The 11,330-nt window shown below is 71.3% G+C and carries 10 protein-coding genes; 7 read left to right on the top strand and 3 right to left on the bottom strand.

Annotation, left to right across the window (positions count from 1 at the left end; translation table 11 throughout):
• The first annotated feature begins 167 nt into the window (after positions 1 to 167).
• Both D7V93_RS44535 and trxA read left to right on the top strand, forming a co-directional pair.
• On the top strand, positions 168 to 515 hold the full coding sequence (locus tag D7V93_RS44535) for a condensation domain-containing protein (protein ID WP_244237526.1): 348 nt from the start codon (positions 168 to 170) through the stop codon (positions 513 to 515).
• Positions 516 to 659: 144 nt separating this feature from the next.
• Positions 660 to 1,001 (top strand): thioredoxin, encoded by a 342-nt coding sequence (gene trxA / locus D7V93_RS26830; RefSeq protein ID WP_120646106.1) that lies wholly within the window; start codon positions 660 to 662, stop codon positions 999 to 1,001.
• Between the two features lie 51 nt (positions 1,002 to 1,052).
• Here trxA and D7V93_RS26825 read toward each other — a convergent pair whose 3' ends face one another.
• A complete protein-coding gene (locus D7V93_RS26825) occupies positions 1,053 to 1,580 on the bottom strand; it encodes a hypothetical protein (RefSeq protein ID WP_158623867.1) in 528 nt (175 codons plus the stop codon).
• A gap of 153 nt (positions 1,581 to 1,733) precedes the next feature.
• On the opposite strand from D7V93_RS26825, the gene D7V93_RS26820 reads away from it, so the two are divergent.
• The 3 genes from D7V93_RS26820 to D7V93_RS26810 all read left to right on the top strand — a co-directional run bounded on the left by D7V93_RS26820 (position 1,734) and on the right by D7V93_RS26810 (position 6,433).
• Positions 1,734 to 2,636 carry a sigma-70 family RNA polymerase sigma factor gene (locus D7V93_RS26820; protein ID WP_158623866.1) on the top strand — a complete coding sequence of 301 codons (903 nt, stop codon included), beginning with the start codon at positions 1,734 to 1,736 and terminating at the stop codon, positions 2,634 to 2,636.
• Positions 2,637 to 2,728: 92 nt separating this feature from the next.
• Positions 2,729 to 3,691 carry an SMP-30/gluconolactonase/LRE family protein gene (locus tag D7V93_RS26815; RefSeq protein ID WP_120646103.1) on the top strand — a complete coding sequence of 321 codons (963 nt, stop codon included), beginning with the start codon at positions 2,729 to 2,731 and terminating at the stop codon, positions 3,689 to 3,691.
• A 30-nt stretch (positions 3,692 to 3,721) separates the two neighbouring features.
• A complete protein-coding gene (locus tag D7V93_RS26810) occupies positions 3,722 to 6,433 on the top strand; it encodes a protein kinase domain-containing protein (protein ID WP_120646102.1) in 2,712 nt (903 codons plus the stop codon).
• 76 nt (positions 6,434 to 6,509) lie between these two features.
• Here D7V93_RS26810 and D7V93_RS26805 read toward each other — a convergent pair whose 3' ends face one another.
• Positions 6,510 to 7,115, bottom strand: a complete 606-nt coding sequence (locus D7V93_RS26805; RefSeq protein ID WP_120646101.1) for a superoxide dismutase — start codon at positions 7,113 to 7,115, stop codon at positions 6,510 to 6,512.
• Between the two features lie 44 nt (positions 7,116 to 7,159).
• The gene (locus D7V93_RS26800) at positions 7,160 to 7,660 is read right to left on the bottom strand and encodes a flavin reductase family protein (protein WP_120646100.1); all 501 of its coding nucleotides are present in this window, start codon (positions 7,658 to 7,660) and stop codon (positions 7,160 to 7,162) included.
• A gap of 172 nt (positions 7,661 to 7,832) precedes the next feature.
• Here D7V93_RS26800 and D7V93_RS26795 point away from each other — a divergent pair, with 172 nt between their 5' ends.
• A complete protein-coding gene (locus tag D7V93_RS26795; protein WP_120646099.1) occupies positions 7,833 to 10,193 on the top strand; it encodes an AAA family ATPase in 2,361 nt (786 codons plus the stop codon).
• 31 nt (positions 10,194 to 10,224) lie between these two features.
• A partial coding sequence (locus D7V93_RS26790; protein ID WP_147451341.1) for a hypothetical protein occupies positions 10,225 to 11,330 on the top strand: 1,106 nt, incomplete at its 3' end.

Below are 11,330 nucleotides of genomic sequence, written 5' to 3'. Positions count from 1 at the left end.
GTAAGCGTGTAGATGGCCTCCCGAATCCGCTCCGGGGACACCGAGCCGGGCGCCAGCGCGGCCACCGCCTCCAGCGTGAAGATGCGGCCCACCACGGAGGCCACCCGCACCACCAGCTTCTCCGTCTCCGTGAGCAGGTCGATGCGCGTCAGCACGAGTACACGCCCCTGCCCCGCCTCCAGCAGCTCGCGGGCCTGTCCCCGGACGCCCTCCCCTTCGAGAGCATCATCGTGTTCGAGAACTACCCGGTGGACCCGGCGCTGCTCGAGGTGGGGAAGGGCTGGGTGGGCAAGCATCCGCTCGCCCGCGAGAACTTCGACGTCGCGCAGACCGAGTTCCCCCTGCGCGTCGAGGTCATCCCCGGCGCGGAGCTGCAGCTGGTCCTCTCCTACTACCGAAGCCGCCATGACGCCGGGGCCATCACCCGGCTGCTGGAGGAGTTCAAGGCCCTGCTGGAAGACCTGCCCGCCCGGCCGGAGCAGCCCCTGCGCTCGCTGCTCCCGCGCCACCCGTAGCGGCGTCTTACACTCGCCGACACTGGTGGGGTCCGCGATCTTCCAAGACCGTGCTTTTTCGACGCGAGCCCCTTAGGTTCCGGATCAGGATGAGGTCGCCCCGGGCGCATGCGTCACGGGGCGCGGAAGGCACCAGGAGAGAACATGGCAGGCACGGATGTGCTGGATATCGGGGATTCCAACTTCAAGAAGGAGGTCTTGGAGTCAGACCTTCCGGTGCTGGTGGATTTCACGGCCGCCTGGTGCGCGCCTTGCCGGGCCATTGCTCCTGCCCTCGCGGAGCTGGCGTCTCGCTACAAGGGCCAGGTGAAGGTCGCCAAGCTCGATGTGGACGCCAACCAGGACACGTCCCAGGAGTTCGGCATCCGCTCGCTTCCGACGCTGCTGATGTTCAAGGGCGGCAAGGTGGTGGAGCAGATCGTCGGCGCGGTCCCCAAGGCCCGCCTCGAAGGCGTCATCACCAAGACCATCGCGCCGCAGGCCTGACCCCGGAGCCTCGTGCTCCGTGACTCCTTGCGGGTCCTGGAGCGCGGGGCGCTACTCCGCGAGGTTCAACAGCGCGTCGAACAGCGGATCCTCGATGCGGTGCGCTTGTGCGGTGTGTTCCACGCCCCGGATTCCCGACCACGCGCCGAGCAGATGATACGGCACGACCCAGGTCGTACCGCCCGCGTGTTCGAGCGCCACCGCTCCGGCCAGCCCCTTCCCATGCCGCAGGTTGGTGCGCACCAGCTTGAGCGTGCCCGCGGACAGGTCACCCAGGAGCTCGCCGCTCGCATCGCGCAGCGTGGCCCCGTTCTCCAGGACCTGGATGTGCTGCAACGGGAGCTTGAGGTAGGTGGAGCCGGGCGCTTCCACCCGGACGAGCAGCGACAGCAGGGTGATCATCCCGACGATGAAGCCCACCGCGACCATCGAGATCCAGAAGACCGTGACGCTGAAGTCCGGCCGGAACAGCCACGCCCCGAACGCTCCCGAGATGGCGACGGTGATCGGAAGGCTGATGGCCGTCAGCATCAGCAGGAAGCGGGAGGTGCTGGTCTTCCACAAGGTGCCTCCCGCCACCACGCGAGGACCTCCACGGCCGGACGGCCTCGGGATGCGGGCTTGCTTTAAGTCCATGTCGCTACATTGACCGAATCCCGGAGCAAGGCGAAGCCCCCGGGTGCCATTGCCCGGGCGACGGCCTCCGCCAGGGACGGTGGTAGCGTTTTGCCCGTGACCGCCCCGAGCACTCCGCTGGCCTCCGCGTTCATCGCAGCCCTGGATGAGGAGCACGTCCCGGCTCCAGCGTTGGAGCAACTCGAGTCCCTGCTCACCGCGGCGGTCGAACACGCGCGCTCGCGCTGGCCCGGCATCGCGCTCGAACCGGAGGCGTTCGTCGCCTTCGTCGCGGAGCGGCTGCCTCCCGGTGCCTCCGTTCCGGAGGCGCTGGGGGCCACGTCCTCCATCGATGAGCTGTACCTGGCCTTCGGGTGCCTGCGGCATCACCGCGTCGCGCTCCAGCGGTTCGAGGACACCTATCTGCGCGAGGTGGGCGCGTTCGTCTCCGGCGTGGACCGCTCGCCTGCGTTCGTGGACGAGGTGCGGCAGTTGCTGCGCGAGAGGCTGTTCGCGGCATCCGCCGGGTCCGAGCCGAAGATCGCGGAGTTCACGGGCAGCGGCGCGCTGGGCGGGTGGGTGCGCGTGGCGGCGCTGCGGATCGCCCTCAACCTCAAGCGCTCCGAGGCGCGGGCGGACTCCGCGGCGCGGGAGTCGGTCGAAGCGGTGCTCGAGGAGGACCTGGGGCCGGAGCTCCAGCACCTGCGCTCGCGCTACCGCGAGGCCTTCGCGGAGGCCGTGCGCGCCTCCCTGGGACAGCTCACGGACCGGGACCGCACGCTGCTGCGCCTGTACCACGTGGAGGCGCTGTCCCTGGACGCCATCGCGGCGCTCTACCGCGTGCACCTGTCCACCGTCTCGCGCTGGCTCAGCCGTGCCCGTGAGCAGGTGGCCGAAGCCACCACCCAGCAGCTCTGCCAGCGGCTGGGGGTGGGCCCGGCGTCGGTGGACAGCATCGCCGCCCTGGTGGTGGGCCAGGTCGACCTCAGCCTGACGCGCCTGCTCAAGACGGGCGGCTGAACTTTCGCTGCAAAGGTTTTTCCGGCCGGTGTCAGTGCGTCAGGAGGCCCCCTTCCGGGGCCCTCCCTCAACGCCGCACCGAGGAGAACCCCATGCGCTCCACCCGTTGGCTGTCCCTGCTCACGCTCGTCACCGCCGTCTCCGCCTGTGAGCCGCCTCCGGAGGAGTCGGCCCGGGCGGAGGTCCAGCTGCCCGGCGAGGACTTCTATCCGGAGGGCATCGCGTCCTCCTCGGACGGCACGCTCTACGTCGGGAGCGTGGGCACGGGCGCCATCGCCCGCGCGCGGCCGGGAGAGCTGGGGGCCCACGTCTTCGTGCCGGGGCGCCCCGCGTTCGGCATCTATGGCCTCGCGGTGGACGAGGCGCACGGCACGCTCTGGGCCTGCACCTATGACGACACCCTGCCTCCCGCGCAGCCCTCGCACCTCGCCGCGTACGGGCTCGCCACCGGGGAGCTGAAGGCGAGCCATCCCCTCCCCGGCTCCAGTGGCTTCTGCAACGACATCGCCCTCGACGCCGCGGGCAACGTGTACGCGACCGACACGCTCGCGAACACCGTCGTCCGGCTGGCGGTGGGTGGCAACGAGCTGACGACGTGGGCAGAGGATGAGGCGTTCGCGCCCGTCGTCGAGGGGGACTTCACCCTCAATGGCATCGCTTACGACGGAGCGGGCACGCTCTACGTCGTGAAGAGCGACACGGGGACGCTGTTCTCCATCGCCATCCAGGCGGATGGGAGCGCGGGGGCTCCGGTGACGATCCCGGTGGAGCCGGCGCTCGAGGCGCCGGACGGGTTGGAGTGGCTGGATGCGCAGCGGCTGCTGGTGGTGGAGAACACGCCCGGCCGGGTCTCCGTGGTGACCCACTCCGGAGGCTCGGGGACGAAGGAGGTCATCGCCAATGGATTCGGGGAGCCGACCACCGCCGCGCTCACCGATGACGGGGCCTGGGTGCTGGAGGCCCAGCTCGGCTTCTTCTTCGGCGCCCCGGGCGTCCCTTCCCTCCCGTTCCGCGTGCACCGGGTGGTGGTGCCGCAGGCCCCCCTTCTGCCCTGAGGGTTGCAACCGCTAGCATCCTCCACCGCCATGACGGGATGCCTCACCGAGGAAACAGTGCTCACCTTCGTGGAGGGCCGGCTGCGCCCGGGGCAACGGGCGCTCATCGAGTCCCACCTGTCGGGGTGTGGCGCCTGCGGCGAGCTGCTCGCCGTGGTCACCGGCGCCTGGCACGAGGAGGGGCGACTGAAGGACTCGGCGGAGCCTCCTCCGCGTCCCTTCATCAAGGGTGAGCAGGTGGGCCCGTACACGGTGGTCGGACACGCCGCCAGCGGCGCGATGGGCGACGTGTACCGGGCGCACGATGGACGGCTCGGGCGGGACGTGGCGCTGAAGGCGCTTCCGGCGCGGTTCGTCCAGGATGCCGAGCGCCTGGCCCGCTTCCGTCAGGAGGCGCGCGCGGTGGGGGCCCTGTCCCACCCGAACCTGCTCACGGTGTTCGACGTGGGGACCCACGAGGGCGTGCCCTATCTGATCACCGAGTGGCTGGAGGGCGTCACGCTGCGGGAACGGCTGCTGCTCGGCCCGCTGCCGCTGCAGCAGGCGTTGCGGCTGGGCATCCAGTTCGCGCACGGGCTGGCCGCCGCGCACGCGCGCGGGGTCATCCACCGCGACCTCAAGCCCGCGAACCTCTTCCTCTGCGCGAACGGGAATGGACGGATCCTCGACTTCGGGCTCGCGCGGCTCACCGAGCACCGCGTGGACGCCGTGGCGACCCAGAGCGGCGCGGTGGTGGGCACCGCGGGGTACATGGCGCCCGAGCAGGTTCGCGGGCAGCCCGTGGACGCGCGCGCGGATGTGTTCGCGTTGGGCGCGGTGCTCTACGAGGCTGTGAGTGGCCGCGCTCCCTTCGGCGGCGACAGCCCGGTGGAGCGGATGAGCGCCGCGCTCCGCGATGACCCGCCGTCGCTGCCGGGCGAGCTGGGGACGGTCCTCGCACGCTGTCTGGCGAAGGCACCCGCGGACAGGTTCCAGTCCGCGCAGGACCTGGCCTTCGCCCTGGAGGGCATCGCCACCCGCGCCACCGTGCGGCGTCCCTCGCTCCTAAACGCGGCCCTGCTCGCCGTCGCGGCGGTCGTCGTGCTGTTCGGAGCCGGGGTGCTGCTCGCGTCGACCGGGGACCCCGCGCCCCCACCCCACAAAGCCGAGCGCCCGACGTACCGTCCTGTCACCTTCCGCCAGGGCCACGTGCTCAACGCCCGCTTCTCCGCGGACGGACACACGCTGTTCTACGGCGCGGCGTGGGAGGGCGGACGCGCGGAGCTCTACAGCGCACGCACCGAGCGGCCCCTGTCGCAGCCGCTGGGCCAGCCCGCGGACGTGCTCGCCGCATCGCCCCGGGGTGAGCTGGCGGTGCTGCTGGAGCCCCGGTTCTTCGACGCCGAGCATGGCAGCGGGACGCTCGGGCTGATGCCGCTGGCGGGAGGTGCACCGCGTGCCGTGCTCGAGGGTGTGCTGGAGGCCGACTGGGGACGCAGCGGGGGCCCCCTGGCGGTGGTGCGGCGGGTGGGCGAAAGCTTCCGCCTGGAACAGCCTCCAGGGACGGTGCGCTTCGAATCCCAGGGGTGGATCAGCCACGCGCGGGTGTCTCCCGACGGAGCGCGGATCGCGTTCCTGTTCCATGCGCATCCGAAGGACGACCGCGGCGACGTGTGGGTGCTGGAGAAGAGCGGCCCTCCGCGAGTGCTGTCCGCGGACTGGTCGAGCATCCGGGGCCTCGCGTGGGCTCCTGATGGCAACGAGGTGTGGTTCACCGCCTCCCGCATCGACGCGGACTCCGCGCTGTACGCGGTCGACCTGGAGGGGAAGACACGGCTCGTGGATCGCATCGCCGGGCGGATGGTGCTGCATGACATCGCGGACGATGGCTCCGTGCTGGTTGACCACCCGGTCATTCGGACGGGGCTTGCGTTCGGGCGCGCGGGAGAGGAGCGGGACCTGACCTGGGCGGACGCGTCGTTCATGACGGACCTGTCGCGCGACGGCCGGACGGTGCTCTTCACCGAGGGCGGTCAGACGGAGGGGCCGACCTATGGCGCGTACCTGCGGAGCACCGACGGCGCGCCGCCCATCCGGCTCGGAGACGGCATCCCGATGGCCCTCTCCCCGGATGGCAGGCAGGTGCTGACGGCGCGGTATGGGGCCCAGACGGAGTTCTTCCTGCTCCCCACCGGCGCCGGAGAACCCCGCGCGGTGTCCCTCGCGCCGGTGACCGTGCTGCTGTCCGCGCGCTGGTTCCCGGATGGGAAGCGGTTGCTCCTGCGGGCCAGCGAGGGCGGGCGTCCTGCCCGACACTGGGTCTTCGAGCCGGGGGCGGGAGCGCCTCGCCCCCTCACGGCGGAAGGCACGGGCTTCAACGCCGCCATCGCACCCGATGGCGCGAGGCTCGCGGCGGTCGACGCGACCGGCAGTCTCCAGCTCATCTCCACCACCGGAGAGGACGTCCGTCAGGTGCCCGGACGGTTCCCCGGCCAGCAGGTGGTCGGCTGGAACGCGAACGGCGACACCCTCTACCTGCGCAGCGTCTCGCTCCCCGTGCAGGTCTCCCGGGTCGACGTGCGCACCGGGGCGAGCGTCCCGCACCTGACGGTGCCGGCACGCGGAAACAAACCGGGCCTCGTCTCCATCATGACGCTGACGCTTTCAGCGGATGGGAGCGCGTATGCCTACAGCTACAGCGAGGCGCTCTCACGGTTGTACCTGCGGGAGGAGCCTTCCCTCGCCCGTGCAGGGACTCCCTGACGCACCGGCCTGCTGAGAACCGCGCCACACCGGACCGTGCCGACCGGGCCGCGCGGTTCTCCGTGCTGCTGTGCGCCTAGCGGTCGCCCTTGAAGACTTCCGCGCTCTTGAGGTTCTGGGTCACGAAGTCCCAGTTCACCAGGCTCGTGAGGAACGTCTCGATGTACTTGGGGCGCAGGTTCCGGTAGTCGATATAGTAGGCGTGCTCCCAGACGTCGATGGTGAGCAGCGCCTTCTGGCCGTGCTTCATCGGCAGGTCCGCGTTGCCCGTCTTCGCGATGGCGAGCTTGCCCTTCTCCTCCACCAGCCACGCCCAGCCGGAGCCGAACTGCGTCGCGGCGGCGTTGGAGAACTCCTCCTTGAACTTCTCGAAAGAGCCGAAGTCGCGCTTGATGGCGTCCGCCAGGTCGCCCCGGGGCTCGCCGCCGCCGTTGGGCGCCATGCAGTGCCAGTAGAAGGTGTGGTTCCACACCTGGGCGGCGTTGTTGAACACGCCTCCGTCGCTGCTCTGGATGATGTCGATGAGCGACTTGCTCTCCTCCGGCTTGCCCGCGATGAACTTGTTCAGGTTCGTCACGTAGGCGTTGTGGTGCTTGCCGTGGTGGTACTCCAGCGTCTCCGCGCTGATGTGCGGGGCCAGCGCGTCCTTCTTGTACGGAAGCTCGGGCAACGTGAACGCCATCGGGTACGTCCTTTCGTGGTGCTGTGAACTGCGGTTTTCGTTCGCTACTTCCGCGCGGGTGCTGGATCCGGGTGCGCCGTCACCGCGCGATACCCCCGGTTCCAATAGACCAGCGGCTCACCGTCCGCACCCCGCTGGATGCCGACCACGCGGCCCACCAGCAAGAGGTGATCGCCGTAACGGTGCACATCCAACAGAGAGCAGGACAGGGAGGCCAGGCTGTCCTGGACGAAGGCCTCCTCGCTGAACGCGAGCCCTTCCGAGTCGCCCTTCGAGCACCGGACGGAGATGTCGCGTTGGGTGGTGGACAACACGCTCACGCTGAAGCGTCCGGCGGCCTCCACCCGCTTCAGCGTCCGGGAGATCTGCTGGAGGGCCACCACCACCAGGGGCGGATCCAGGGAGAGGGAGCTGAAGGAGCTGACCGTCGTCGCCGCGACCCCTTCCGCGTCGCGCACCGAGACCACCGCCACACCGCTCGCCCACCGGGACATCGCCTCCCGGAAGTCGAGGGCCGTCACCCCTTCGGGACCACCCTGAGTCATGGGCCGGTCTCTACCACCCACACCGCCACCCGGTCAGCAGTTCCTCCAATCCATTGGCGGAATACCAACGCAGTAGCAGCGCCCTGGCACGCTTCCGCGTGGATGACAGTCCCCGGCCCGGGGTGTTCTCGCGCGCTGGCGCCCCCTCCTATGCTCCGCCGGGGGGTGGCATGTGACAGAACCGTCGTGGGCGGAGACGCTGGGGCGGCTGGACACGTTGCTCCTCCAGGTCTGCCACCTGGAGGAGGCGCGCGCCTCGAAGCTCCGGGGTGAGGAGGAGGGCGGCTGGGACGCCGTTCGCACCACGGTGCGGACCCCTACCGCGGAGCTGGCCTTCTCCGCGTCGCTTCCGGAGGCCCCGCTGCTGGGGAGCACGCCTCCCCTTCCCTTCGCGCGCCTCCGGGCGTCGCTGCGGCTGGAGCCCGTGGAGGAAGAGGCGCTGCTGCTGCTCCTCGCGGCGCACCTGGAGCCGCGCTACCCGCGCCTGTTCGCCGTGCTCCAGGACGACACCGCCCAGGGCTGGAACGTGGAGCGGTTGCTCGTCACCGTCCTCGGCCGCACCCCGACCCGCTTGCAGCGACTGCTGGCGTCGCTGACGGAGAGCGGGCTGCTCGCCGGCGGGGGGCTGTTGCAGACGGGCCTGGGGGCCTTTCCTCCCATGCTGCGGCCCGTGGACCTGGCGCCGGAGGTTCGCGACGCGCTGCTGGAGCTGCCCCGCCCCTCCGTCCTGGGCGACATGGCCCTGGAGTGGCACGGCGCGGAGCCCCTGCGTCCGCCGGAGCGCGGCCCTTCGGGTTCGTTCGCGGTGGTGCACGGCGAGGGGGAACGGCTGGGCGTGGCGCTGAGCATCGCCGCCGACGCGGGTGTGCCCCTGGTCGTCGCGCGGTGGGCCGGGGCGCTGGAGCAGACGTCCGCGGCGCGGGCGCTGTGGCGCATGGCAGCGGTGCGTGGAGCGCTGCTGGCCGTGGACCTCGCCGGGTGCGAGCGCGGCGTCGCCCTCTTGGTCACCGACACCCTGTCGCGCCTGTGTCAGCAGTTCGGGGGGCGGGCCCTGGCGCTGTGTGACTCCGCGCAGCCCGTCGCTGTTCCCCACCACGAGGCTCCGGCCCTGGGCTTCACCCAGCGGCGCGCACTGTGGCGGCAGGAGGCGCTGGCGCGGGGGCTCGCGCTGGAAGAGGCGGACGCGGGACGGCTGGCGTCCAGCTTCCGGGGTGGGTTGCAGGAGGTCCGCCGGGTCTTCGACGCGGCGCCCGGAGGTGATGCCGACGCCCTCCGCGCCGCCGCCGCACGGTGGGTCCAGGTGCCGCTGCGCCATGGCTACCGGCTGGAGACGTCGCGGACGTTCGCGGACCTCGTGGTGCGTGACACCACCCGCGAAGCGCTGGAGCGCCTGCTGTTCTACGTGGCCCAGCGCGACCGCGTCGCCGAGGAGCGCGGCCTGCTGCAACGGTTCCGGCTGCACACCGGTCCGGTGGCCCTGTTCTCCGGACGCTCGGGCACGGGCAAGACACTGGCCGCGGAGGTCATCGCGCACGCGGTGGGCCGGCCGCTCTACGTCATCGACCTGTCCCGGCTCGTCAGCAAGTACGTGGGCGAGACGGAGAAGAACATCGACGAGGTGCTCACCCAGGGCGAGCGCGTCGGCGCGGTGCTGTTCTTCGATGAGGCGGATTCACTCTTCTCCGCGCGCACCGAGGTCAGCAACGCGAATGATCGCTTCGCCAACCTGGAGGTCGGCTTCCTGCTCCAGCGCATCGAGCGCCACGACGGCCTGATCATCCTGGCCACCAACCTCCAGACGGCCATCGACGAAGCCTTCCTGCGCCGCTTCCACGCGCGCATCGAGTTCCCCTTCCCCGAGGTCGACGAGCGCCGCCGCATCTGGGAGCTGATGCTTCCGGACGGCGTGCCCCGGGTGGGGACGCTCGACCTGGCGGGGCTCGCCCAGCGTCACCGGCTGGCGGGCGGCGACATCCGCAACGCGGCCCTCAAGGGCATCTTCCTGGCCGAACAGGCCGGGGCTCCGTTGTGCCAGGAACACCTGGAGCGCGCCGTCGCGCTGGAGCTGTACGAGCTGGGCCGGCTGTCCCGCCGCGCGGAGGCGGAGAGCCCCGGCGACTCGGGCACCCGCCTGCGCCGCGTGGCCGAGGTGTTCCAGGAGGCACTGGACACGCAGCTTCGCCAACACTTCCTCAAGGAGATCCACATCCTCCACGGGTCGCCCACACGCGAGGCGCTCGCGGGAAAGCGGCCCGCGGTGTCGCTCGCCCTCTACCGGCTGGCCGTCACGCAGAACGGTGCGCTGCGCCTGGGCCTCATCGTCTCCGCGTGGTCCAACCGCGCCGAGGAGGAACACGAGCTGCTCGGCGTGCTCCATGGGCTGCTCACCCGCGGCCTGCCGCATGAGCTGGATGGCCGGAAGGTCACCCCTCGTGTCCAGGAGAGTTATGACTTCGACCTGCTCCATCGCTTCTGGAGCAGTCATGGACATCCCATCCGGGCCTCCCTGGTCCTCGACGTGGAGATGACCTAGCGTCCTTTTCACTGATGGTACGGGGGGGACCGTGCGCATCCGGGAACAGGGCTCGAAGGCTTCGACCCAGCACGCGCACCGGAAGACCTCCGGACGGAGCCCCTCGTCCTCGTCGGCCCTCCCGCGCAATGCCGGTGTCGTCCCCCGGGGACCCGCATCGTCCAATCCCGCGCGGGAGCTGGCGTCCCGCCTCGCCTCGCTGAAGGGCGCGGGCCCCGGGGTCTCCGGACAGGTGCTGCGCGACACGGCGCGCGACCTGGAGCGCCGCGTGAGCGACCCGGCCTGGCGGACGATGGGCGGGCCGCGCTCCCACCTCTTCGACCCGTGCCCCTTCCATCCCCCCACGGTGGGGCTGCTCTCCACACCGGACGCCATCGAAGCGGAGGCGGGCATCACCGGGCGGGCTCCCACGGCCCACACCGGGCTCGCGGAGGCCGACGGTGCCTCGCAGCCCACCACCGTCGCCGAACAGGAGGAAGCAGACCGCCAGCGCGCGAAGTCACGGAGCGCCGTCCTTCCTCCCGGCTCCACGGAGGAGATCGCGGACACCGCCGCGCGCCTGGCCGAGGACCGGGCCCGGACCGACAGCACCCCTTCCGCGAGCACGGCCGACGCGGGGCTGGGGGCAGGCACGTCGCCACTCGGGGACCTGGACACGTCTGGCACCGGGCTCGGGGGAAGCACGTCACCGCTGCACGGCGACCTGGACACGACCGTCGACACGCCGGGCACCGGGGGCGAAGAGGCCACACCGGAGCCACAGCCCGCGCCTACGGGAACGGCGCCCGGAGGCATGGACGAGGCCGCGCGGATCGACACGGCCCGGAGCACGCTGTCGGGACGCGGCGAGGTGCGCATCACGATCCGCCCGGCCTCCGGGGGCCCGGGAGGCCCCGCCACCGTCGCGAAGCCGCCTCCCATCCAGACCGACGCGCCCGTCGATACGGGCCGCACCGACGCAACACCCAGGACGGCCCCCGCGGCCACCGCCGGGACGGAGGCGACGAAGCAACTGGCCGATGCCCACGCCCAGGCCGTCCAGGGCGTCCAGCAGGGCCTGGAGTCGCCGCCGGACACGACGGGCGTCATCCCCGCCGAGGCCACGACTCCCGCCACGCTCCCGGCCCCGCCGCCCCC

It is taken from the genome of Corallococcus llansteffanensis (assembly GCF_003612055.1).
GTDB classification, from domain to species: Bacteria; Myxococcota; Myxococcia; order Myxococcales; family Myxococcaceae; genus Corallococcus; species Corallococcus llansteffanensis.
The sequence above is the reverse complement of the archived record's forward strand: the minus strand, read 5'-3'. Positions and strand labels throughout refer to the sequence as shown.

Bases quoted from the DNA above. Each gene is read 5' to 3' on its own strand.
- D7V93_RS26815 (WP_120646103.1), top strand. From the start codon at position 2,729: ATGCGCTCCACCCGTTGGCTGTCCCTGCTCACGCTCGTCACCGCCGTC.
- D7V93_RS26810 (WP_120646102.1), top strand. From the start codon at position 3,722: ATGACGGGATGCCTCACCGAGGAAACAGTGCTCACCTTCGTGGAGGGC.
- D7V93_RS26800 (WP_120646100.1), bottom strand. From the start codon at position 7,660: ATGACTCAGGGTGGTCCCGAAGGGGTGACGGCCCTCGACTTCCGGGAG.
- D7V93_RS26805 (WP_120646101.1), bottom strand. From the start codon at position 7,115: ATGGCGTTCACGTTGCCCGAGCTTCCGTACAAGAAGGACGCGCTGGCC.
- trxA (WP_120646106.1), top strand. From the start codon at position 660: ATGGCAGGCACGGATGTGCTGGATATCGGGGATTCCAACTTCAAGAAG.